Origin of the sequence: Flavobacterium cupreum, assembly GCF_003996965.1 — a bacterium.
In the GTDB taxonomy this organism is placed as follows: Bacteria; Bacteroidota; Bacteroidia; order Flavobacteriales; family Flavobacteriaceae; genus Flavobacterium; species Flavobacterium cupreum.
The window spans coordinates 110,539-130,740 of record NZ_QWDM01000015.1 but is presented as its reverse complement, the minus strand read 5'-3'; the positions used below and the strand labels follow the sequence as shown (position 1 = coordinate 130,740).

Sequence of the window (20,202 nt, the reverse complement as noted above, 5' to 3'; positions counted from 1 at the left end):
GAACTTATATAGATTTATCTCCAGACTTTTCGGCTTCAGTTTCCTTGCCCTTGCCAGCTGTTCCTGAAATGTTGCCATTGGTTGCGATTTTGTGAGCTTTTTTAAGTTCCGCTTCTCTTTCACCGGATGGGATCGCCTTAAAAACGTGTGTAGAAGCAAACTCGTTTTTAAAATCTGCAAAGGACTTATTATAGCCCTCTGCAAATTCTATCCCTTTGTAATTAGCCATTAGTCTAATTCAATTATTAATGGAGTTGGTGACTCGTAAGAAGTACCCGTCTGAGTTACGACACCATTTAATCCAAGAGTGAAACCATCAGCAAAACCAGTTCCTGTGATAGTGTATATGTCATCAGCATCAGCAGCTACGAAAGAAACTGATTCAGTTGCACCAGTAAGATCTTTTAGAACTACGTTTGCAGCAAGCAAAGAAGTGATTTGCTCATCTCCTCCGGCACAACCAGATGCTGCGGTGAATTTTATTTCAGATGCAGATGCAGAAACTTGATTTAACGTAACGTCAAAAATTCCGTATATATCATCTGCTCCCCAACCTTCCGGGCGGAAAATTGCACCATCATCTTCAAATTCATTAAAATCTTTGTAGTTGATGGTTACTTGTGTGGATGGCGGTCTATCGGCTGTTGCGTCGATACGTTTACCAACGTTCATTACAACAGATTGACCTTTTACAGATCCATCATCATTGATAACACCTTTTACTGCTCCATCTTCGGTAAATTCAAATAATCCAACCTCATCACCATCATAAGTTTTTATAGCAGAATGAGAGCATAAACTTAAAAAGCTATTATAGGTTGAAACTTTTTTACCTGATGCAGTACGATATTGTCTTCTACGTCCTTCGAAGTTGGTATCTTCTGTATTTGCTGAAGCTAATTCCTCTACTTCATATAAAGGAATAATTTTCTTTAATGCTACTGCATCATCCCATTTAGTTTTGTCTTTTGCGTCTTCAATTGACTCAAACGAGAATCCTGGCACGTGGGCCGCCGTTTTTATTGTAAGCCCTTCAAGACACTGCTCTTTTGCACCAGTATTCTTTTTGGCCTTCTTTTTGTTTTTACATTCTTGGTAAACCATGATGTTGTGTTTTTTTAATTAACAATTAATTTTGTACTTCAATTTTCCTGTAATAGCAAACACATGATGTGGTTGAATATTTAGAAGCTTTACATGATCGATATTAAAACCTTTAAATACAGTTTCAATTCCTTTTTCAAAGCCATCAACTTCAAACATTCTATGTCTTTTAACTACTTTTAAAGCGTCAATTTCAACTTCCATATCAGCACGATGAGCAATAGCCGGCTTTACTTTTTTTAGATCAACCATAAACACTATTTTAACCTCACTGTAATAGAAAATTCTATTTGTAGTGGTATGCTCGTCATTATCGATGAAGAATACATTTGCCGATTTAAGATCATTTGTAAACACATCTTTGTATTCATTCTTTCCTACATAGAACTCAGGAACTAAGCCTTTTTCTTTTGAAATGTTTTTATGAACTCTACCAAATACATCAATAGGCGTCCAGCCTAATTTATCAAACAATGAAGTCTGAATCAGTTGGATTTCTTTATCAATACCTTTCGGACTTGTTACTGTATAATTCATAGTTACCAGGCGTTACCATCATTAACCAAAATTCTATAAGGAAATATCACTTTTTGGGCTTTCTTAATAGATTGCTCCAACTTGTAAACAATTCCTTTTGCTACAAAATGGCCATTGTCATTTTTTGCACCTTCTAATTCAACTTTCAAAGTTTGATAAGTCATTTTTGCACTTCTCTCATTAAAATTTGATCTGGTGGTAGAAATGAATAATTCAATCATTTTAATAGCCACTGAGTAACCAATTGAATCATCAAAAAGTGTTGATCTTTCTGTAATGATTATAGAGTAATCCGTTGCAGGATCGTAATCAACATAAGTATCAAGAATAGAAGTAAGAACGCTTAAAACAGCCTGATTTCTAATATCACTTAAATAGGCATTGAAACTTAATTCAGACATTTCGACTTCCGGAACAGCTGCATAAACATTATCGACCAAGACTAATGAATGATACCAATTGAATTTCTTTCCAGAACTAGCTGTTAAGTTTTCAACAGATAACACAAATGGCAGGCCCGATGATAAATCGGACCAACCAATGCGGTTTATTAATGCATCTATAGATTCTTGACTGTACATAGAATTACGCCGCTACAATGTTTGCTTCAAATACCAATACCTGCTCGTCAGATAATTCATTGATGTATTTCTGAAGTGTTACATCAGTATTATTAGCTTTTGCGGTTGCTTTTCCAGTTGCTAAATTGATTGCTGAAATCACAGACGTTTTAGTATAATTAATTGTCTTGTAATTAAAATTTGCATCACCTTCTGTTTGTGAATCGGCAACAGCTTCTTCAGAATTCAATAAATAAATTGATGATACATTGTTAATTACTGGCAGAACTAAAGCCTGAGAAGATGTAAATTCAGCGAATGGCTCTTCTGTACTCCATTTTTTCAATAGAATAAACGAACCTGATTTCTCATACATCACTTTAGGTGATTTACGAGTTTCCTCAGCCAGAATACCGTAAGCAAGCTTTCCAACTTTAGGCGATGTTAAGAAAATAATATTGTTAACCGCCCATGGAGTGTTAACGGTTCTAACTCCATCACGTTCAGTTGTAACGGTTCTGTCCACAATAACAATTGATAAACCGAACTTACGTTGCATCATTGAGTTAACTTGTTCAATATCTGGAACAGGAATAGCGGAACCAACAAAGTTTTGAGAGAATGCATATTGCTCTCTTGTTTGTTGATTACTTGCGAATTTATCGAACGCAGTATCTGACATGTACATCAACTTAACTACATCGCCTTTTGATCTAGCAATCTTTTTAATACGGTTGATATCATCAATTGGTTTAGAGTTTGGATCTGACCATACAACAGATGCTCCAAATTTATTTGCGGATAGATATCCATAATCAACACGAACACCAGTCCCTACATTGTTCTCATCTTCTACTAGTCCAACACCAGTTGATAAACCTTGCAAGAATATGAATTCAAGTTTCTCATGAACTCCCATTGTACACTTAACCTGATCTTGAAAAATTTTATCTACTAAAACAGCAGTTTCAACATTACGTGCTTTCAACACATCAATGTCAGTCATTTGTTTTTCTGTGAGTTGTAGTTTCATTCCCATTTTTGGAATATCTCCAGATGCAGCACCGAAAGAATCTCTTTTCTTTAATGGTAATGCTGAATCTAAAGCAACAACATCAGCAGCAACAATGTTTGAGTTTACAGTTAAACTTTTCCACTGTAAATCAACGCTCAATTCTTCGGTCAACATCTCTTTATACAGGTATGTCAACTCTGTTTTCTTACCATTTACTTTTTCTTCAATGGTTTTTGCAATTGCTTTGAAATAAGCAATAAACTGTACGAATAATGATTGATTCATGGCTTAGTCTTTTGTAAATCTGATTAGTGGTAAGGCAGTTGCTAAAGCCGAAAGAATCGAGGCAATACCATATTTTGAAGCGTTTTTGTTCACAGATCCTCTTACCATGATTCCCACAAAAGGTTTAGTTGTTAAAACGCTTGAAATAACAATTCCTTTGTATGTGTGACTTGCTGGTAGAGCTGCGTAGTTAGCTCCGGTAACTGGCATAGGTTTCAAAATACCTGTTGAAGTTTCCTCAATAACTACGTGACCGGCTGGAATAACTGTAGGCGTAAAGCCTGTAGTATCCAATGTTTTACCGCCTGGAATTGTCTCCAGGTTTGAAACAATTACAATACTGTCGTTTCCAGTATCGAAATTATCTCCGGTATTATTTAAATTTGCGGTAGTTCCCGACATGATTTTAAATTTTTAGGTTAAACAATTTTAAATGTTAAGCATACTTTCAACAACTGCAGCATCAACTTTTACGTCAGTAGGATTTCCACTTCCGGCAGGAGGTGCATATTGATTTGTGTCAGCAGATAACTGAACCAATTCCCCATATTCCGATTCAAGACCTTTTATTTGGTCTTCAAAAGAAACTTCAGAAGTAACATCTATTCGATTAATCCAATTTGGCTTAACGCTATCCGGAATCCTTTTTAAGATTTCAGATTTATTGAATTGATCCGCGGCCGATGCTTTTTTTGTTTCAGTAACCCTTCCCGTTTTAATGGATTCCAATTCTGTTGTTACGCTGTCCAATTTCCCCATGATCACTTTCACGTAGTCTGGTGTGTTGTCCGGTAGTTCAACTTTATCATCTTCCTTTTTTTCAGGATCCAATCCAGCTTTTTTACGTGCTTCATCGATTGCCTTTTGTTTTTCAGCTTCAAGTGTTCGAGTTCTATCATCATATCTGGCGATATCCTCTATACTCATAACATCATTAAAGTCATTGATCACAGCATCAATAGCTGCATCATCAGCATCATCAGCTGGTTTTTTAGAAAGTTTATCCGCAAATGCGTCTAACCTTTTTTGTGATAGATTAGCCTTAGGAAATAATGCCTTAAGTCTTGCGATCACTTTTAGTTTATCTACTGCCATGTTGAAATAATTAGTTGTACATTTTTACAGAAACAAATGTAAAAATTATTACGTTATTTATAATCATTCTAAATAGAAGAAAAATTTATTGTATATTTGCTCATAAATAATTACTTATGAGAAAGTGTAAAAAATGTGGAATAGAAAAGGAAATCTCTGATTATTATAAATCAGTTACTTGCAGTGATGGAATAGCAAGAACATGCAAGTCATGCGCCGGGTTACGGCAAAAGGATTTTAGTAAATCATATAATTCTAAAGAATATAGAAGAGCTGCCTCATTAAGATTTAGAAACAACAATTATGAAAAAAATATGTTATTAGCATCGAAATCATATGCAAAAAAAAGAGGGTTAGATTTTGATCTCGATATTTCGGATATTGTCATTCCGGAAATGTGTCCTTATTTAAATATTAAGTTAACTAGAAATGTTGGAAAAGGTAAGACTATAAGTAATCCTTCAATTGATAGAATTGAAAATAACAAGGGATATGTAAAAGGAAACATTCAAATTATATCAGATCTCGCTAACTCTATGAAAAGAGAATGCACAATTCAACAGTTAAAAACATTCGCTTCAAATGTCATGATTATACATTCTCATTTATAATTTTAAACAACCTCAGGAACTTTAGTTAATGTTGCTACCTCCGCATTAATCAAAGTAACCTCATCTTCTGGGTTTTCAACGATGTCGAGTAGCTTTATTGCAGTAACAGTTGATAATAAGCCGGCTGATTTAAGCGATGTAATAATATCTGTAGCGGTTTTAACGTCATCAGGTATTATAGAATTGAAAACCACTTCATAAAAAAGTGTTAGAGAAAATTTTACAAGGTTTGTATTTGTTGTTTTTACAATACCAGAAGTAATAATATTCAAAATTCTTTCGATCATAGTTCGGTTGTCCCCTTCATTTATAGTCGATTTAATAACGGCATCTAAAAACATAAGTTTTAATGCTACGCCGGAAACGTCTCCCATTCCCTTAAGATTATTAAATGAAAGATCTGGAGTATGCGATATAGAATAAATCAAATCCTTTACACTGTCGAATTCAAGTTTTGCACTTTCAGCAGAATTATCTGCCGTAAGAAATTCAGCTTTTCCGTGGATCTGCTTACCTTCATCATCAATTTTGATTGGAAATTGCAAGACCTTTCCAGAATCATCTTTTTCAGGGAATGAATTTACCTCACCAAATATTTGAAGCAATGGATATGCGGTATAATCATTTGACCCACCTAACTTTGATAATGAAGTTTCGTATCTATCAATTAGTTCACGAACGACGAACCATTCCGGCTCATCCTGGTTTACATAGACAATTGGAATTCTATCAAAACCATGTGGAATTGGATTTTCAATATAGGCTAACTTACCGCTTGAATCATTTAAATAGTGATAATTCAGGCTATCCCAAATTTCAACATGATTTAATTCTTTACCTTCGCTGTTTTTGGCCTTATATTCCCACATGAATGCGATCATGTCATCCCCAATAAAATAAGGCGTCATTACACCTTTTGTATTGTCAAGTAACTTTGATTTAATTTCCTTGGCCTGGGATTTAAGTTTTAAGAAATTCAATATCTTTCCAAAAAGTGAATTGTCTTTTAACTCAGATATATAAAACTGTATAGCACCTTGTGTTTCGGCTTTCTTCAGAGAAACGAGTTTTTGTAATAAGGAATCTATACGGTTTGATTTCCATATCATACTGATAAGCTCAGACAAATCATTTATTTCAGATGGAATTAATGTAACCGGTTTACCGACCTCAAATGCTGTAGCTGTAGAAACGATCTTTTTTTGATAGTCAATAGGTATTCTGACAGCTCTTACCAGTTTTGCTTTTTCGCCCAATCCAACAGTTTTGTCTTTTTGGATATTTCCGACCTGAGAATCTCGGATGGTTCGATCGTGCTCTTTATATTCTTTCTGATAGGCTAAAATTTTGGCACTATCTTTAGATTGCTCTTTAATTTTGGCAATGACCTTATCCGGTTCCGTTTTTAATAGTAATAAGAATTCTTCTTCCATGATTAATAATTTATATTGTTAATTGATTCTGGCGTTGATTCAAGTGTAATTGATGGTGAATTATGCGCGATATGCCCATATCTTGCACTATCCCACATGTGATTAAATTTATCCAAAGGTTGATTGATGGCGATACCGGCAATCTCACGCATTTTATAATTTTGCTGTTCTTTTAAAGCTGCTTTGTACAAGTGGTTCTTAACGATATGGATCTTCTTTTTCTTCATTGAAGTAAGCCAGAACATCACCGATTTTGTTTTTTTTATCTTGAAGGCATTAACGAAACCTTGTTTCTTAAGCCCTTTGACCATTTCAACAGTACCTTTGTTCTCTCCGGTATATTTATCAGCAGAATCACAAGGAATAATATCTTTTGCTTTATCAATGCCTAAACTATCAAGCAGTAAGGAAAGCGCCTCTGGTGTCTCTATTGGTTCATAACTCAATGGCTCAATCCAAATGTTGTGCTCATCTTCTGCATACCTCACAAGCGTGTTAGGATCCGTTGTAAATCCAAAGTCATTTGGATATATAGGCGCCTTGTCTTCCGGAAACTTATCAATCCATGTAACGAATGGAAATATCAGTCCTTTCATTGCTCCTCTCAGCCCTAAACCATAAATTCTCCAGTAGCTTTCATCGGCTGTACCATTTCGAATATTATCCGGATGCGGTTCTGGCTGATTCGTTGGTGATAATGGTTCAACTTTGCCTATTAATTTGTTGTAGCATTGAACTACTGCATCTTTGACAATATATGAACCAGGCTTCCACGGTTCCGTAATTAAAATCTCATTTCGTTCCTGAGCAGAAATATATTTATTGTCTTTGAATGTTGTTCTAAGGAAAGCAACATCCGGACGGGCCAATACACTATCAAAAAACCAATGCTCAGTAAATGATGGGTTATAGTCTGCCCACCAGAATTTGCGACACCTCATCTTTACCTGATCAAACACCGACTTTTTAATGAACATCACCTCATTAAAGAATGCATAATCACATCCTCCACCGTGTTTACCATCGCCTATGAAGTAAATCTTACTGTTGCCTATCTTAAAGCTTTTAATCTCGTCAGTATCTTTGAACTTATTTGGCAGTCCATAATCATCAAGACGGCGCTTGAAGTCATCATATAACGTGGTTTTGAATTCATTGTACGTTTCACGATAGATATTGATTGTACAACCGTCAGGTTCATGAAATAGGCATAGCCAAATTATAATATCAATTCCAGACCATGTTTTACCCGAACGAGAAGATCCCTCTAGGCCGGCACCACGATATCCGGAAACTAATTCGTGTTTACCATCAACAACTTCATATTTTTGGTCCTGAATAGCATTAAAAAGAAGGTTGTAATTTGGATTTGTTTCATCACCAACCTTTGTAAGTCTTTCGCGCGACATATCAATATCTCTCGCTTTCAAAAGATCTTCCAGCTCTAATATTTCAGCATCGGTTAATGGCATTCAATCGGGTTATTATTTATTTACTTGGATATGGCCCTTTGAAATAAGGTGCTTAATTCTTAATTGAACAAATTCTCTTTGACTGCGATATAGTTTGCTTTTATTTTCCTGGATCAATCTAAGCTCATTGATCAGCGCTTCATAATTTTCAACAACTCTATTTATAGTTTGTCTTCTTAATTCTTTACGTAGCTTTCTTTGTTTGAAGTAGGCCTTTATTTTGTTTATGATTGTTTTCATGCCTTTTTAATTGTCTTTAGTATTTTATTAAAAATGTAACCAGTTAAATACGCTTGTGGTTCATCATTTTTTGAATCTAATTGGCATCCATGCGAATCAAAAATATAATTTACTAGATGTACAACTTCGTGAGCAATTATGTCATATTGAATATTTTTCTCATCTAATACTATGTAGAAACTATCGACATTATCGACACATTTTTCGAAAGTAAATGCCGCGTATTTAGATGCGTCTGGAAAATTATATTTATTAGCAACTTTATTCAAGTCCTTAGATATTATTACCACTAAATATCCATGATAAACTTTCAGTTTATGTTTTACTATTTTCATATTTAGCTTAAATATTTTTATTTTGGGTTAATTAAAGACTGTAAACCTTTTTCTAAGTATTGACCCGCTGCAAAAGATGAATCGTGAACATTTGTTATAAGTTGCTTAAGTTCAGATTCTGCACAAATTATAAAATTACCTTTTTCAGCTTCATCCAATACAGCATATCCGATTAAAGCCGGATCAACAGTTTCTTTTCCTTCTACGAATACCCGGCCGTTTACAATTTCTATCATGATGTTTGGTGTTTATTTTAAACTTAAAAGCAATGAACCATCTGGTTTTTTATAAAGATCATAATGGATTTAAACATCATTACCTTAACGCTACACGATCCAGATTGTCTACGTGCCCAATTTTATTACCCAATAATCCACGTATCACAGAATGATTTAACGAGCCTTTCCAACCCGAGTGGTTCTATGTCCTGGCTTATCAGGGTGAACATTGAATTATGTTTAAAATGATTTGTGGAAAGTGAAGGATTCGAACCCTTATCTACGGTTTTGGAGACCGTTGTAACCATTATCCCGATGATTGCAATACAGATAATTTTTATTTGTTTCATAGATACAAAGCTAACATATTTTATTATTTATTAGCATAATATGTTAGTTTTTAATGAAGTGATTATGAACACTATTTTTGTGCCTTAGCGATCAGCTCAGCAATACGTGCTTCGCGTGCATCCGGGCTTGAAATATCCAAAACTTTGTTTTTTTGCTCATTGTCCTTTTCATAGAACCCAATGTGCTTATTGATCTTTTCAATGGACCACTCCTTTCCATGTAATTTAACTTCAATGCCGTATTTAGTATGCTTAATCCCTTCAATACACATAAGCTGTTGCTCAGTCAATCTATCGAACGCTTTGAAGGAAAGCTTTGTTTCCAAAGTATATCCAGTCTTTTTACCCTGCCTATTAAATACAGGAACCTTCACCTCTTTAAACTCGACAAACTCATCGATCCTGGCATTTCGGAGAATGTTAAGATGTCGAAGCATCTCCTCTGAGGTGATCTTAAATTCCTTATCGGCAATGTCAGCAACTACTGATTGCAGTTCTTTTATCCTTGCAGCCACCTTGCTATTCTTCAGCAATCTACATGCAGCCTCATGTATTGTTTTGTCAGTTTTGTTTTTATAAGAGTAACCGGCGTCTTTGTAAGCTGCGGCACCTATACCTAATTTAATATAGGATTGGGCGAAAGCTTCCTGTCGAATAGTCAAATTATTTGTTTTCATGGTCCGGATATTACTCAACAAAAGTAGCAATAAATATTATTTTATAATATAATATGTTAAATTTTGTTAAAACGCTTTACGATACCAAAAAGTGTCGTATATTTGTAGGGTAGAAATGAATCTATTATTAACAATTAAAATTTAAAACAATGATTACAAATGAAGTTTATTTGAAAGCTCTTGAAATTGTGAACGCGTATCATGAGCAAGTTAGATTAGAAGCGTTAGAGATTAGGCAAATCGAAGAATTTAAACAAGTTAGGGTATACCGACGCTTAGACAGGGAAAACGAACCGCAGCCTGGGGATTTTGTTAAATGTATTTTCAAACACTCAGCAAGTAGTTTTACAAGAAATAAAGACTACGAAATATTGAGAGTTGATAATCAAAGATTCCAAATTGAAAATGACAAAGGTGTTAAGAAGTGGCACTTTTTATCAACTCAACACTTCAAATTACTTTAAAACCAATAACAGGCGGTGTAAAAACCGCCTTTTAAATCAAAAATCATGTTAGAAGACGCTTACAAAGAAATTCAAAGTTTAGTAGATAGCAACGAAAAAATACATTTCATAGCTTTTACAAAAGGAGGTGATTTAATGCTTTCTGTATCGGATATTTTAATTCCGATTACATTTAAAACAATTGCTGAACTTATATTATACATCGAATCAATTTAACTAAAAAAAACCTCTCGAAAGAGAGGTTTTACGTTTTGTAGAAACGAAATTTAATTTTAATAATTAAATTTGCAGTAAATGTAATAATAAAATGAATATGGAACCCATTGACAAAATAAATAAGGTGTTGGAAGATTTCGGGATTACCGGCGTTAAGGCTGCTGAAGCCATGGGAATTACCTATGACACTTTTAAGAGCAAAAAGAATGAAAAGAATGAAAGACATTCATTCAATGAAAAGAATTACCAGGATCTTGTTTCGTTTATTAAAAAGCAAACTCAGAATTTAGATAAGTAAATCTTTTTCGCTTATATTTTTTTTAATCTTTTCCGCTGTATCCGGATGCGTTTCTGAATACACTCTACCGTATTTAGTGCACGCGTACGATACAGCCTCTTTAAACTTCATGCACTCATCTAGTGTTATCTCCTTCTTAAAAAGCTTTTTAAGAGCTTCCTGATAATCCGCATTAGCTTTATCTATCTCAGGTATACGGTCGAAGTATTTTGAAAGATCCATCCTGTACAATTTTAAAGCGATAAAATTATGCAAAACCAATCAGAATTGGTAAAATCATAGCGTTATTAATTGTAACATTTTTTTGTCTCCAGCCTGTGTAAGAAGTTAACTCAGGTGCTTATTTTAAAGAGATCTTAAAAATACTGAAATACGAAAAATGCAAGATAATTAATTAGTCTTTTACAGGTATTGTTTCAGTTTTATTCTCAACAATAATTTTTGTTGCGCCGGCACGTTCAATCATCACTTGTTTTCCTACTTCTTCTAAGCCTTTACTTTGATATATCTTCATTGCAGTTGACACGTCAATTGCCTGTCTAGTTTGTTCATCCAAATCAAAAGTAAGCGTGATGAAGTTTAAATATACTCCCAAAGGAGCTAAAATTTTATTTGATTCATCAAGAAGCTTAGCTTCAATATCAGATTGATCAAGTTCAACCATATCTTCATTTAAAAATATTCTTTTTGCAACATCTTTAATTCGTTTATCAATAACCATATTTTCAGCGCCTTCAAATGCAGAATCATTCAATGCTTCCGTGCTATCTGCTGAGGTGTTTGCTTTTCCAAGATACTTTGCTTGTTTAATAAACGCTAATGGATCCGTGATAGAATAATCATAATCCACATGAACTGATGCTCTAACGCGATCTTTTAGATTTGATATAAATTTACTTTCTCCCTGCATTGGATAGTTTGGGATTACAACTTTCATATAACACATATTCAAACCCCCTTTTGGAACCGCATCACCTGAATTAATTAATTTCCAATTCATTCCGCAATCTTCAGAAATAACAACTTGTTGATTAGATTTTGCGTAGTTACAACTTTGTAAGGTTAAAATCAGTATTAAAGTGAATAATCTCCAGAAACGCTTGAAATTGTAAACAATAAAAGTAGTCAAAAGCGACGTTCCAATTATCATTAAAATACCTAAAAACAGATTGTTGTGTAAATAATTATCATAAAAAACCACATTGAAGACCGAGTTTATAATAAATAATAAGATAGTGAAAACTACCAAAATAACAGAACTCTTAATAATTGTTTTCATAATTTTTGTAGCAATTTACCTTGCAATCGGGGTTTTAATTTTAAAAAAGTGATAATTGATCTTGTTGAGGTTCATCCGGATAAACTTCGATTTCATCCGGTTTAGATTCAAATCGTTTGTTGAGGTAATTAAGCATTGGCTGAGTTAATTTCTGATGATCTGGGTAAAAGAACCATAAAATAGCTACTTCTCTAAATCGAAGTCCTCGAATTGTATTATAGCTTTCGTAGACTATTTTATTTTCGGTCCAGAAATGACTGTGATTTTGTGATCTGGTAAGCATCGATTATATATTTTCATTTTCCTTTGCTTCCTGCAGCATAACCGGAAGCAATACTTCCCAAATTGATGAATGCCCAATCACGCAGTCAATGATATCTACATGTCCAATAATAGCACCTACCTTTAAATTATCTAACCCACCGGGTTTAAAAAACCTGTTTTGGTTTTTTTGATCTTCTTTAGCAAATAATTTTGTTATTATATTTCTGAATTGATCGTCAGTATATAATGAATCATCTCTCAGTCTATCATGCCATTTTAAGGACGCATGAATATATACCTTACCACGGAAAGTGGTCATTTGAGATCTATTTTCTATATCTTTTATATTCTCAACAATTAGCTGAGCATATGGTTGTTTCACAGATAGTGCTTTCATGATATATCATGGTTTTTAAATAGTGTTTGTAAAATAGATCCGTCGGAATACATAATATCTTCCTGAGGTACTGAAGCATTTAATTCATCCCCATTCCATTTGTTTGGAAACTGCTTTGCTTCAATCAATTCTCGGATTCGAAAAATCTCTTCAACATTTAAAATGTCTATTTCCGGCATTCCTGCTAAATTAGCATTTAAGTTGACAGCAGACTGAATTTTTAATATTTTATCTAAAAAATACAATCGTGCTTCAAGTGTAAGAGGTCCCATTCTGTATTGATTTTTAGCTAAAGAACCGTCCTTCTTACGCTCGTTTCCATTTTTCCGAAGCCTATGTTTAGGAAGTCGCATTTCTCTGTACAACACCTTCAATCCTTTTAATGGTTCAAGATATTGCCACTTTGGATTTTTTAGTATTGTATCTAGTGACTTGTCTTTCTCAACTAATGGACATCCGATACAGCCTGTTCTTGCGTTTATTTCTTCAGCCTCATCACCTCCATAAGCATCAGCTAATAGCTCAGTGCTCCATGCGCCGTACTTTGGCATTGGGGCAAATACTTTAAGCCAATCCCATACATTACAAACTCTCCAATGAAGAATAGGTGCGAGTGTCGAGCATAAATCATTTTGCAATCCGGATTGATACCAACCTTGACCACACTCTGCACCGTCCTTGGAACATGAAGTATTAATTCTTTGATCGCGGACGGCACTTTCTCCAAGTCTAACACCGGTAAGCATTAAAATCTTTTCATCCTTCTGCTTTATAAATTTCTGAAGGGCAACTTCCATAGGTTGAACTTTGATCTGGCCGGTACACCATCTAAAAGTATTTGATGGCGGCGGCACTCCCCGGCCTAAAATGTAAACTAAAAATCTTTCATCGATTGGAGCAGTCACAATTTCAACTCTTACATTTCTTTCTTCCAGTTGTTTTTTCAAAACTTGAGCAGATAGCCATAAGGGAATAAGTTCCATTCTTGTGTCGGCGGCAAAGATCGTGAGCGTCTCCGGAACCGGAATCTGACCTGTATTGATCAATTGCACAACAAGGGTTACTAAAGTGGTCGAATCTTTGCCCCAACTCCATGCCATTGCCCAATGTTTATGAAGTGATCCGTACTGAATTAAACTAGCAATGGTTAATTCAATGCTTTCAGCCACAGTTATTGGCTCCGTACCAAAAATATTAAGTTGAGATTTCATAAAATTACTTGATTAAAAAGATTAAAACTGATCCCGAAATGAATCCTATCAAAAACCAAAGGATTCTTGCAACTCTCATATCATATATGTCGTATAATTCGTTTTTCATAATCCGATTTGTTTTTGTGCGGTTGCTGTTAAATTATAATCTCGACCTATTAAGCTTTCAATATCATCATTGTGATTCTTTCTAATTAGGGTCATGTAACATTCATCTCTAACTAGAAAATAATAATCTTCAGAATCTCTATTAAATGCAAAACCTTCAAACAATACACTTTCTTTTGCTTCCTGGTATTCGTAAATTTCTTCTGAATCATATTGTAAATCCCCTCTACAGTCACAATCATTGGATATTCCTGCACAACACTTAATACCTTTAGGCTCTGTCAAAACAACCCACTCTCCGTTAACAAGTTTCGCTGGAACGAATATTCCAAGTGTTACTTTTTGGCTTAGAAACTGATCGTATTTGCAGCACTTTAAATATGCCTCTTCAATAGACAACTTTTCATTGACTACCATTTCTGCCACTTCAATTCCATATGCAGTATTTGAAATTAATTTTTCCATAATTGACTTAAATTTAATTTTTTTCGAATTCGATTACTTTGGTTTTTATACCGGAATTTCCATCCAGCGAACTATTTCAACATCTAAATCAAAGCCTGACTTATCATACCAGTTTTCAAAAGGTGATCCGTCCATGAAACCATCGCAAAAAAGTGCTATATGATGATTTCCGTTTTTATCCTCACACAAGACAAGGTCGCTATTCTTTCCGTCCCAGTTTCCTGTTTTATAGGTTAGAGGTTTTCTATTTTTCACTGATATCCAACTCATGATTTTTCCTTTTTAATCATTGACTTTAATTTACTTTTTAGCGGTAGTTCCCAGTTTTCTTTTCTCCACAATTCGAACTTTTCTTGAAATTCCGGGAACTGATGCTCAGGGAGAATTGCTTTTATCTCATCGTACAAATAATTAGTTTCTTCGTTTTGTTTAGTTAGAAGAGTGTAATATTTCTCGGCTTGATATTCTGCTTTGTTTTTTTTGCTCCCTGAATTATTAGATCCTGAGCGTTCGACAATTAATTTATCTCTTTCCAGGACTACCGCATCATATTCAGATCCGTAAGCTTTAATCCGGACTTTCAGGTTATTGATAAACTCCTTTTGCTTTTTTACTTTTTCTGTAAGAGTTTCGATCGTAATTGCGAAATCAACTCTCCGGGTCAGGTGCCACGTATTGCATTTTGTACATAGGTAACTTCGAATAGGAACGTTTGTCCTGGTGCTTTTTTTAGTAATTCGCTTTATGTCTTCATCCGCAAATTGTTTAGAACCGTAACTAACCTTCGTGCATATTGGCTTATTTATATTAGACATGACCCTCAGCTTTAAGTTCTTTCAATCTTGCCTTTGCTGTTGAAATAGAATCTTCGGCCTCGGAAATTGTCTCTTTTAAATCTGCAATTTCTTCATCCAGATCAATCTCATCATCTTCCAACTCACCGCAATTTTCACAAATTGTACTTTTTGGAAACCATTTTTTTGAGGGAACACCGGTATGCAGATCAAACCATTCTTCACATTTCTGGCAGCATGTCGGCATTTCCATTCCTTCAAATTCTTCTTTTAAATAGTCCATTATCTAAATCCTTTTAATTCATTGTTGGCAAAGGGCTTTCCTTCACTCAAAGCTTCTGTTATTGTATCGCATAAAATGTATAGCGTGACAATAATGAACGATATTCCGATAACTGCTAATGCTGTATACATGATCTTGGTTTTTTGGGTTAATAAAAAACCGCCCAATTACGGGCGGTTTAAAATTTTAATTAAAGATTAAATCTCGTTTTACTTATTTTTATCAGAAACCATCTTAATCATGTCAAGCTCTGTTTTTTGTATATTGATCATAGTGTTGACTATATCGCAAGTTGCTTTTGCTTGAGGAATAGCATTGGGATTTGATTTGACTTTAGCGAGCATTTCCATTAGTGTTGCTTTCATTTCAACATTCTCGGCAGAAGGTGTATATCCGGAAAGAGCCTTTGTGTTTTGTGAAACCAAAGCCTTTTCCCTAAAGTTTTCAACTTTGCAATCTGTAAGATTTTTCAAGAAACCTTCTATCTCAGATTCATAAAAATGAAGCGTACTCTTATGTGTAAAAACACAAATTTTACCAGTCGATATTTCCTTGAATCTTTCAAAATAAAGGTCCTCTCCATTATAATTAAATGACTTTCCGATGATTTTATTAAGTTCGATGTTAATTTTATCTTTCATTTGGAATCTTTTTTATGTTTATTAATCTGGCGTTTTATCTGACCTTTAAGCAACATGATTTCTTTCATATCTTCCGGATAATTTTGTATTGAATTTCGAAGCATATTTTGCTCCATTGTAATCAATTCTAAATTTTCTATTTCTGTATTTAATGAATCGCCATCCTTGAAAGTTACCAGTGAGCCTTCAGGAACATTTCCGTTTTTTAATTCCCAATTATAAACATGCAATTGTTTCCATTTTCCCAGGGAAATTCGGATCCATTTATACTGTCGGCCGTTCCTGTCCTTATGATCGGTCCTAATACGTATTACGCCATCTTTTTCACACGTATTATGAGGCGAACTTCCTTTTTTAAATCGGGTTGCTTTAGTTCTTTCAATTTGTTCAGGAGACATATATTCAAATTGCTTTTTACCCTTATTAACAGGAACAGAACCTTTACGAAACATTCCTTCCTTTTTTCTTGCTGCTGAAAGTTCTGGAGGAACAATCAAGCCCAACTGGGTCATTCTAGTTCTAACTGCCAGATCGCTGGTTTTTCCAATATTTCGAGCGATTGTCTTTATTGGAACGATGAGGTAATTTTCATTAATATAAATATCTTGTTCAGGAGTCAACGTTGTTAATCCTTCCGGTGTTCTTCTAAATTTTGCCATGATATCGAATTAAAAACCGGGACTTTTAAGATCCCGATTGAATAGTTTAAGAAATAAGGGTTGGCATAATCAACATGAGAAGATTTTCATGTTCTGATTCACCGTCAGCCGGAATTAAAAGCGCTGCTCTTTGCGGCAGAGAGAATTCAAAATTTATATTATCACAACTTAAATTGCTCACTAATTCAGCAAGGTATTTTGCATTGAATCCGATTTTAGTGTCTTCTCCTTGGAAACTACAATTAAGTCGCTCATTTGCTTTGTTTGAGTAGTCAACGTCTTCGGCTGAAAGTTGTATTTCGTTACCGATGAAATTTAAAACTACTTGGCGAGTGGTTTTGTTAGAAAAAATAGAAACACATTTAACTGAACTTAAAAAAGAGTCCCTATCAACTAAAGCTTTGTTCGGATTATCTTTTGGTATTACATTTTCGTACTTAGGGTATTGAGCGTCAATTAAACGACATATCAAAACAAAATCTCCAAAAGTAAAAATCGCATTGGTTTGGTTGAATGAAAGAACAACTTCGATATCCAATGTAGAAAGGATTCCCTTCAAAACATTCAAAGGCTTTTTAGGAACAATAAAATCAATTTCTTCTGATGAGGTTATATCTGTTCGCTGGTACCTCACCAATTTGTGAGCATCCGTTGCAACGAAATTTAATCCGGCAGGCGAAAACTGAAATAAAACACCGGTCATTGAGGGCCTTAAATCATCTATTCCAGCTACAAAGACTGTTTTGCTAATTGCTTTTCCCAATACTTTTGAATTTATTTTGGCTGTTTGAGCATCTTCAACTAATACTGCAGTAGGGTATTCTTTTGCTGGAGAATATGCGATAGAATAAATTCCCGATGATGAAATAATATCCATTGTGCTATTTTCCAATACAGAAAAGTGAAGCGGCTGCTCTGGAAATGTTTTTAGCATATCAATCAGCATTCTTGAAGGTACCGCAATTGATCCTTTGTCTGGTGAGGTAATTTCAAGTATAGATGATATGGTAGTTTCCAGATCAGAAGCCGTTATTTTCAATTTATTTTCGTCAATTTCGAATAAAAAGCAGTCCAATATTGGCAGCGTGTTTGACGAATTAATAACGCCGTTTAAAATCAATAATTTTTCGAGTAAATTTTTACTGTTTAGGATTATGTTCATATAAATTAATTTTTAAGTTTATGCTGCACTATGTTGCAGATTTTTTAATATTGAGTCTTTTTCTTTTAAGTCTTTGTGCTTTTCCACTAATCGAGAGAGCTTACCCATGTTCCTTCTTACTAGATCAATTATCTGATCGTGATATTCCGTTGGTTTATTATCTAAACCACGACATTGAATAATTGAATAAGAAGCTAGTGAGATCTCAATTGTCTCAAGGGGGCTTCCGTCGATTCGAGCTGACATTAACAATATTCCCGATTTTTTATGATAGTTATTTGTGTGAACGCAATGCTTTAAAATTCTGCCTTCTTCCTTAACATCATCATCATCAATCAACGGTACAATAATTAATCTATCATTTTTTAATGAAAAGTTCTTAAATACTTCAGCCTTAATGTTTCTTAATGCAGTCTCTGCCTCGGCTCGTAACCGTTCATTTTCTTGCCTTTTAACTTCGCGTTCGGCATTTTGTTGATCGATGCGCTTTTGCTTTTTTACGACATATTCATTATGTGCCTTCTTGAGATTTTTTGGCAAGATGATTTTAGGATTACGAATATCCTTATTGAAGTATTTCAACAAATCTAAGTAGTCGTACCAAATACCGGCATCCTTAATTTTGTACTTATGTCGTAGCAATATTTTTATCTGCGACCAATACGAATAGTAGCGTTCATCTTTATGTACTGCATAAAACAAAAGTTCTTTTTGTTTCGCTTTTAGTAGCGTTTCAATTTGTGAGCTTCGTTCAAGCTTGCTAAGTAATAAGCGATAATCACAATTATGAAAATCTACACCTAGACCGTATTTTTTAAACCTTGGATGAAACTCTGCTCCAGGACAATTAAGATCAGATATAAAGCGATCATATTCACTTGGACCATACTTTGGGTTATTGTACCGTACTTCGTAATCCGACAAACTAAATCCGTCACCGGACCAGCTGGTATTTAAACCAATTACTACACTCTTATTTTTATCGTATTCCGTCCATTCTTCAAATAGATCTCGGAATTTATATACTGGTTTTTTATTTTTATGCATTATTTTCCAGCATGAAAAATATCTCATGACCTGAAATCTATCCACAAGCTGAATTACGGAGTAAGTTAGTATTCTAATAAACTGACCGTTATAAATTGTAAGCTGTTTTACCTTCCTTTTGCACGAAGGACAAATCACATTTGAAACGCTCTTTTTAGAATTAACTTCCGGTTTCCAGCTGTGATTACATTCCAAGCAAATAAGATTTTTATAGTGAGTGGTGTAGTAAAAATCATGCTTTGAAATAACAAAAGGTCTATGTTCTAAAGGTTTGGAAAGCTTATTATGAATATTCCAAACCTCCTGCTGTAATTTTGTTTTTGGTTTCATGTCAAAATAATTCAGATTGAACAGTTTCAGTAACCACGGTTTTCTTAGATGAAGGCTTTTTCTTTAGCCTATCTTTTTCCTGTTGAATGACTTCTTCCAAAGCTTTTTGCTTTGCCGCTGCTACATCGTCCGGCGTTAACTCTATAGCATGATTGACAATTACTCTTGATTTAATCGGTTTGACATTTTTAATATCGTCTTCATCGTAGTAATGAACGGCCCAACCAAACACTTCTTCATCTGAATATCCAGTACAGCCTCCTTTCTTCGCACATTCTATAACATAGTTGCAACATTCATCCAGGTTCTTGTTTTCCTTCTTATATGTTACAGCAAACAATTCGTCTTCTGAAGCTCTTGTATCAAGATAATTCTTGATTGTGTCTTTAAATGCATTTGATGATTTCATAATATATTGTTTTTAAAGTGATAGATTTTGTTTCCGTTTGGTAAAGCTTTTATCTGTTTTGGTTTCTGAGTATAAGAGAAAAACTTCAGCATATTTTCATAAGCACTTATTTCACTGTTACCTTTAATTTCGATTTTCGTTTTGTTCGGAATAAAGATTGTCGTTTGCGCTACCCAGACACTATTGACAATTTTGATTGTTTCTATTTTGTCAAAATTTAAGTTTTCTAAATCCATGGTATTA

The 20,202-nt window shown here is 34.3% G+C and carries 33 protein-coding genes; 4 read left to right on the top strand and 29 right to left on the bottom strand.

Annotated elements, in window-relative coordinates:
• Positions 1-4: 4 nt before the first annotated feature.
• The 7 genes from D0817_RS19965 to D0817_RS19935 are packed head-to-tail and all read right to left on the bottom strand — an operon-like array spanning position 5 to position 4,596.
• Entirely contained in the window at positions 5-229 is a 225-nt protein-coding gene (locus D0817_RS19965; RefSeq protein WP_127340129.1) for a hypothetical protein, read from the bottom strand.
• Positions 229-1,104, bottom strand: coding sequence for a hypothetical protein (locus D0817_RS19960; protein WP_127340128.1), 876 nt, complete (start codon positions 1,102-1,104; stop codon positions 229-231). Before D0817_RS19960 ends, D0817_RS19965 begins: the two co-directional genes overlap by 1 nt.
• 18 nt (positions 1,105-1,122) lie before the next feature.
• Positions 1,123-1,641, bottom strand: a complete 519-nt coding sequence (locus D0817_RS19955) for a hypothetical protein (protein WP_127340127.1) — start codon at positions 1,639-1,641, stop codon at positions 1,123-1,125.
• 2 nt (positions 1,642-1,643) lie between these two features.
• Positions 1,644-2,222, bottom strand: coding sequence for a hypothetical protein (locus D0817_RS19950; protein WP_127340126.1), 579 nt, complete (start codon positions 2,220-2,222; stop codon positions 1,644-1,646).
• A gap of 4 nt (positions 2,223-2,226) precedes the next feature.
• Entirely contained in the window at positions 2,227-3,501 is a 1,275-nt protein-coding gene (locus D0817_RS19945; protein ID WP_127340125.1) for a major capsid protein, read from the bottom strand.
• A gap of 3 nt (positions 3,502-3,504) precedes the next feature.
• The gene (locus D0817_RS19940; protein ID WP_127340124.1) at positions 3,505-3,903 is read right to left on the bottom strand and encodes a hypothetical protein; all 399 of its coding nucleotides are present in this window, start codon (positions 3,901-3,903) and stop codon (positions 3,505-3,507) included.
• A gap of 27 nt (positions 3,904-3,930) precedes the next feature.
• Positions 3,931-4,596: a hypothetical protein gene (locus tag D0817_RS19935; protein ID WP_127340123.1), complete on the bottom strand. Its 666-nt coding sequence runs from the start codon at positions 4,594-4,596 to the stop codon at positions 3,931-3,933.
• A 116-nt stretch (positions 4,597-4,712) separates the two neighbouring features.
• Between D0817_RS19935 and D0817_RS19930 the strand changes: the two genes are divergently transcribed.
• Positions 4,713-5,207 (top strand): hypothetical protein, encoded by a 495-nt coding sequence (locus D0817_RS19930; RefSeq protein ID WP_127340122.1) that lies wholly within the window; start codon positions 4,713-4,715, stop codon positions 5,205-5,207.
• 2 nt (positions 5,208-5,209) lie between these two features.
• Here the strand turns inward: D0817_RS19930 and D0817_RS19925 are convergent, their stop codons facing one another.
• The 6 genes from D0817_RS19925 to D0817_RS19900 form a co-directional block, all read right to left on the bottom strand.
• Entirely contained in the window at positions 5,210-6,640 is a 1,431-nt protein-coding gene (locus D0817_RS19925) for a phage portal protein (protein WP_127340121.1), read from the bottom strand.
• A gap of 2 nt (positions 6,641-6,642) precedes the next feature.
• Positions 6,643-8,112 (bottom strand): phage terminase large subunit, encoded by a 1,470-nt coding sequence (locus D0817_RS19920; RefSeq protein WP_127340120.1) that lies wholly within the window; start codon positions 8,110-8,112, stop codon positions 6,643-6,645.
• A 12-nt stretch (positions 8,113-8,124) separates the two neighbouring features.
• Complete coding sequence (locus D0817_RS19915) at positions 8,125-8,352, bottom strand: hypothetical protein (protein ID WP_127340119.1); 228 nt, start codon at positions 8,350-8,352, stop codon at positions 8,125-8,127.
• Entirely contained in the window at positions 8,349-8,687 is a 339-nt protein-coding gene (locus D0817_RS19910) for a hypothetical protein (RefSeq protein ID WP_127340118.1), read from the bottom strand. The genes D0817_RS19915 and D0817_RS19910 overlap by 4 nt, the downstream gene beginning before the upstream one ends.
• 17 nt (positions 8,688-8,704) lie before the next feature.
• The gene (locus tag D0817_RS19905; RefSeq protein WP_127340117.1) at positions 8,705-8,923 is read right to left on the bottom strand and encodes a hypothetical protein; all 219 of its coding nucleotides are present in this window, start codon (positions 8,921-8,923) and stop codon (positions 8,705-8,707) included.
• Positions 8,924-9,326: 403 nt separating this feature from the next.
• Positions 9,327-9,932: a terminase small subunit gene (locus D0817_RS19900; RefSeq protein ID WP_127340116.1), complete on the bottom strand. Its 606-nt coding sequence runs from the start codon at positions 9,930-9,932 to the stop codon at positions 9,327-9,329.
• A gap of 149 nt (positions 9,933-10,081) precedes the next feature.
• Here D0817_RS19900 and D0817_RS19895 point away from each other — a divergent pair, with 149 nt between their 5' ends.
• The 3 genes from D0817_RS19895 to D0817_RS19890 all read left to right on the top strand — a co-directional run bounded on the left by D0817_RS19895 (position 10,082) and on the right by D0817_RS19890 (position 10,910).
• Positions 10,082-10,396, top strand: coding sequence for a hypothetical protein (locus tag D0817_RS19895; protein WP_127340115.1), 315 nt, complete (start codon positions 10,082-10,084; stop codon positions 10,394-10,396).
• A 45-nt stretch (positions 10,397-10,441) separates the two neighbouring features.
• Positions 10,442-10,612 (top strand): hypothetical protein, encoded by a 171-nt coding sequence (locus tag D0817_RS25730; RefSeq protein ID WP_161568450.1) that lies wholly within the window; start codon positions 10,442-10,444, stop codon positions 10,610-10,612.
• A gap of 91 nt (positions 10,613-10,703) precedes the next feature.
• Entirely contained in the window at positions 10,704-10,910 is a 207-nt protein-coding gene (locus tag D0817_RS19890; RefSeq protein WP_238160913.1) for a hypothetical protein, read from the top strand.
• On the opposite strand, the gene D0817_RS19885 is transcribed toward D0817_RS19890, so the two are convergent.
• The 16 genes from D0817_RS19885 to D0817_RS19815 form a co-directional block, all read right to left on the bottom strand.
• Positions 10,899-11,132, bottom strand: a complete 234-nt coding sequence (locus D0817_RS19885) for a hypothetical protein (RefSeq protein ID WP_127340114.1) — start codon at positions 11,130-11,132, stop codon at positions 10,899-10,901. The genes D0817_RS19890 and D0817_RS19885 overlap by 12 nt on opposite strands.
• A 172-nt stretch (positions 11,133-11,304) precedes the next feature.
• Positions 11,305-12,189, bottom strand: coding sequence for a hypothetical protein (locus D0817_RS19880; protein WP_127340113.1), 885 nt, complete (start codon positions 12,187-12,189; stop codon positions 11,305-11,307).
• A 40-nt stretch (positions 12,190-12,229) separates the two neighbouring features.
• Positions 12,230-12,472 carry a hypothetical protein gene (locus D0817_RS19875; protein WP_127340112.1) on the bottom strand — a complete coding sequence of 81 codons (243 nt, stop codon included), beginning with the start codon at positions 12,470-12,472 and terminating at the stop codon, positions 12,230-12,232.
• A 3-nt stretch (positions 12,473-12,475) separates the two neighbouring features.
• Complete coding sequence (locus D0817_RS19870) at positions 12,476-12,850, bottom strand: ASCH domain-containing protein (RefSeq protein WP_127340111.1); 375 nt, start codon at positions 12,848-12,850, stop codon at positions 12,476-12,478.
• Entirely contained in the window at positions 12,847-14,061 is a 1,215-nt protein-coding gene (locus D0817_RS19865) for a phosphoadenosine phosphosulfate reductase domain-containing protein (RefSeq protein ID WP_127340110.1), read from the bottom strand. The genes D0817_RS19870 and D0817_RS19865 overlap by 4 nt, the downstream gene beginning before the upstream one ends.
• Positions 14,062-14,166: 105 nt before the next feature.
• The gene (locus D0817_RS19860) at positions 14,167-14,634 is read right to left on the bottom strand and encodes a hypothetical protein (protein ID WP_127340109.1); all 468 of its coding nucleotides are present in this window, start codon (positions 14,632-14,634) and stop codon (positions 14,167-14,169) included.
• A 45-nt stretch (positions 14,635-14,679) separates the two neighbouring features.
• A complete protein-coding gene (locus D0817_RS19855) occupies positions 14,680-14,904 on the bottom strand; it encodes a hypothetical protein (RefSeq protein WP_127340108.1) in 225 nt (74 codons plus the stop codon).
• A complete protein-coding gene (locus D0817_RS19850; RefSeq protein WP_127340107.1) occupies positions 14,901-15,449 on the bottom strand; it encodes a hypothetical protein in 549 nt (182 codons plus the stop codon). Before D0817_RS19850 ends, D0817_RS19855 begins: the two co-directional genes overlap by 4 nt.
• Positions 15,442-15,711, bottom strand: coding sequence for a hypothetical protein (locus tag D0817_RS19845; RefSeq protein ID WP_127340106.1), 270 nt, complete (start codon positions 15,709-15,711; stop codon positions 15,442-15,444). The genes D0817_RS19850 and D0817_RS19845 overlap by 8 nt, the downstream gene beginning before the upstream one ends.
• The gene (locus tag D0817_RS26440) at positions 15,711-15,842 is read right to left on the bottom strand and encodes a hypothetical protein (protein ID WP_262708233.1); all 132 of its coding nucleotides are present in this window, start codon (positions 15,840-15,842) and stop codon (positions 15,711-15,713) included. Before D0817_RS26440 ends, D0817_RS19845 begins: the two co-directional genes overlap by 1 nt.
• Positions 15,843-15,920: 78 nt before the next feature.
• Positions 15,921-16,352, bottom strand: coding sequence for a hypothetical protein (locus D0817_RS19840; RefSeq protein WP_127340105.1), 432 nt, complete (start codon positions 16,350-16,352; stop codon positions 15,921-15,923).
• On the bottom strand, positions 16,349-17,011 hold the full coding sequence (locus tag D0817_RS19835) for an HNH endonuclease signature motif containing protein (protein ID WP_127340104.1): 663 nt from the start codon (positions 17,009-17,011) through the stop codon (positions 16,349-16,351). Before D0817_RS19835 ends, D0817_RS19840 begins: the two co-directional genes overlap by 4 nt.
• 46 nt (positions 17,012-17,057) lie before the next feature.
• The gene (dnaN, locus tag D0817_RS19830; RefSeq protein ID WP_127340103.1) at positions 17,058-18,173 is read right to left on the bottom strand and encodes a DNA polymerase III subunit beta; all 1,116 of its coding nucleotides are present in this window, start codon (positions 18,171-18,173) and stop codon (positions 17,058-17,060) included.
• A gap of 18 nt (positions 18,174-18,191) precedes the next feature.
• Entirely contained in the window at positions 18,192-19,550 is a 1,359-nt protein-coding gene (locus D0817_RS19825) for a PcfJ domain-containing protein (protein WP_127340102.1), read from the bottom strand.
• A gap of 1 nt (position 19,551) precedes the next feature.
• Positions 19,552-19,959: a PcfK-like family protein gene (locus D0817_RS19820; RefSeq protein ID WP_127340101.1), complete on the bottom strand. Its 408-nt coding sequence runs from the start codon at positions 19,957-19,959 to the stop codon at positions 19,552-19,554.
• Positions 19,956-20,195 (bottom strand): hypothetical protein, encoded by a 240-nt coding sequence (locus D0817_RS19815; protein ID WP_127340100.1) that lies wholly within the window; start codon positions 20,193-20,195, stop codon positions 19,956-19,958. The genes D0817_RS19820 and D0817_RS19815 overlap by 4 nt, the downstream gene beginning before the upstream one ends.
• Positions 20,196-20,202: the final 7 nt, after the last annotated feature.

Excerpts from the sequence above, each read along its gene's own strand:
- D0817_RS19965 (WP_127340129.1), bottom strand. The coding sequence starts at position 229 with ATGGCTAATTACAAAGGGATAGAATTTGCAGAGGGCTATAATAAGTCC.
- D0817_RS19960 (WP_127340128.1), bottom strand. The coding sequence starts at position 1,104 with ATGGTTTACCAAGAATGTAAAAACAAAAAGAAGGCCAAAAAGAATACT.
- D0817_RS19955 (WP_127340127.1), bottom strand. The coding sequence starts at position 1,641 with ATGAATTATACAGTAACAAGTCCGAAAGGTATTGATAAAGAAATCCAA.
- D0817_RS19950 (WP_127340126.1), bottom strand. The coding sequence starts at position 2,222 with ATGTACAGTCAAGAATCTATAGATGCATTAATAAACCGCATTGGTTGG.
- D0817_RS19945 (WP_127340125.1), bottom strand. The coding sequence starts at position 3,501 with ATGAATCAATCATTATTCGTACAGTTTATTGCTTATTTCAAAGCAATT.
- D0817_RS19940 (WP_127340124.1), bottom strand. The coding sequence starts at position 3,903 with ATGTCGGGAACTACCGCAAATTTAAATAATACCGGAGATAATTTCGAT.
- D0817_RS19935 (WP_127340123.1), bottom strand. The coding sequence starts at position 4,596 with ATGGCAGTAGATAAACTAAAAGTGATCGCAAGACTTAAGGCATTATTT.
- D0817_RS19930 (WP_127340122.1), top strand. The coding sequence starts at position 4,713 with ATGAGAAAGTGTAAAAAATGTGGAATAGAAAAGGAAATCTCTGATTAT.
- D0817_RS19925 (WP_127340121.1), bottom strand. The coding sequence starts at position 6,640 with ATGGAAGAAGAATTCTTATTACTATTAAAAACGGAACCGGATAAGGTC.
- D0817_RS19920 (WP_127340120.1), bottom strand. The coding sequence starts at position 8,112 with ATGCCATTAACCGATGCTGAAATATTAGAGCTGGAAGATCTTTTGAAA.
- D0817_RS19915 (WP_127340119.1), bottom strand. The coding sequence starts at position 8,352 with ATGAAAACAATCATAAACAAAATAAAGGCCTACTTCAAACAAAGAAAG.
- D0817_RS19910 (WP_127340118.1), bottom strand. The coding sequence starts at position 8,687 with ATGAAAATAGTAAAACATAAACTGAAAGTTTATCATGGATATTTAGTG.
- D0817_RS19905 (WP_127340117.1), bottom strand. The coding sequence starts at position 8,923 with ATGATAGAAATTGTAAACGGCCGGGTATTCGTAGAAGGAAAAGAAACT.
- D0817_RS19900 (WP_127340116.1), bottom strand. The coding sequence starts at position 9,932 with ATGAAAACAAATAATTTGACTATTCGACAGGAAGCTTTCGCCCAATCC.
- D0817_RS19895 (WP_127340115.1), top strand. The coding sequence starts at position 10,082 with ATGATTACAAATGAAGTTTATTTGAAAGCTCTTGAAATTGTGAACGCG.
- D0817_RS25730 (WP_161568450.1), top strand. The coding sequence starts at position 10,442 with ATGTTAGAAGACGCTTACAAAGAAATTCAAAGTTTAGTAGATAGCAAC.
- D0817_RS19890 (WP_238160913.1), top strand. The coding sequence starts at position 10,704 with ATGAATATGGAACCCATTGACAAAATAAATAAGGTGTTGGAAGATTTC.
- D0817_RS19885 (WP_127340114.1), bottom strand. The coding sequence starts at position 11,132 with ATGGATCTTTCAAAATACTTCGACCGTATACCTGAGATAGATAAAGCT.
- D0817_RS19880 (WP_127340113.1), bottom strand. The coding sequence starts at position 12,189 with ATGAAAACAATTATTAAGAGTTCTGTTATTTTGGTAGTTTTCACTATC.
- D0817_RS19875 (WP_127340112.1), bottom strand. The coding sequence starts at position 12,472 with ATGCTTACCAGATCACAAAATCACAGTCATTTCTGGACCGAAAATAAA.
- D0817_RS19870 (WP_127340111.1), bottom strand. The coding sequence starts at position 12,850 with ATGAAAGCACTATCTGTGAAACAACCATATGCTCAGCTAATTGTTGAG.
- D0817_RS19865 (WP_127340110.1), bottom strand. The coding sequence starts at position 14,061 with ATGAAATCTCAACTTAATATTTTTGGTACGGAGCCAATAACTGTGGCT.
- D0817_RS19860 (WP_127340109.1), bottom strand. The coding sequence starts at position 14,634 with ATGGAAAAATTAATTTCAAATACTGCATATGGAATTGAAGTGGCAGAA.
- D0817_RS19855 (WP_127340108.1), bottom strand. The coding sequence starts at position 14,904 with ATGAGTTGGATATCAGTGAAAAATAGAAAACCTCTAACCTATAAAACA.
- D0817_RS19850 (WP_127340107.1), bottom strand. The coding sequence starts at position 15,449 with ATGTCTAATATAAATAAGCCAATATGCACGAAGGTTAGTTACGGTTCT.
- D0817_RS19845 (WP_127340106.1), bottom strand. The coding sequence starts at position 15,711 with ATGGACTATTTAAAAGAAGAATTTGAAGGAATGGAAATGCCGACATGC.
- D0817_RS26440 (WP_262708233.1), bottom strand. The coding sequence starts at position 15,842 with ATGTATACAGCATTAGCAGTTATCGGAATATCGTTCATTATTGTCACG.
- D0817_RS19840 (WP_127340105.1), bottom strand. The coding sequence starts at position 16,352 with ATGAAAGATAAAATTAACATCGAACTTAATAAAATCATCGGAAAGTCA.
- D0817_RS19835 (WP_127340104.1), bottom strand. The coding sequence starts at position 17,011 with ATGGCAAAATTTAGAAGAACACCGGAAGGATTAACAACGTTGACTCCT.
- dnaN (WP_127340103.1), bottom strand. The coding sequence starts at position 18,173 with ATGAACATAATCCTAAACAGTAAAAATTTACTCGAAAAATTATTGATT.
- D0817_RS19825 (WP_127340102.1), bottom strand. The coding sequence starts at position 19,550 with ATGAAACCAAAAACAAAATTACAGCAGGAGGTTTGGAATATTCATAAT.
- D0817_RS19820 (WP_127340101.1), bottom strand. The coding sequence starts at position 19,959 with ATGAAATCATCAAATGCATTTAAAGACACAATCAAGAATTATCTTGAT.
- D0817_RS19815 (WP_127340100.1), bottom strand. The coding sequence starts at position 20,195 with ATGGATTTAGAAAACTTAAATTTTGACAAAATAGAAACAATCAAAATT.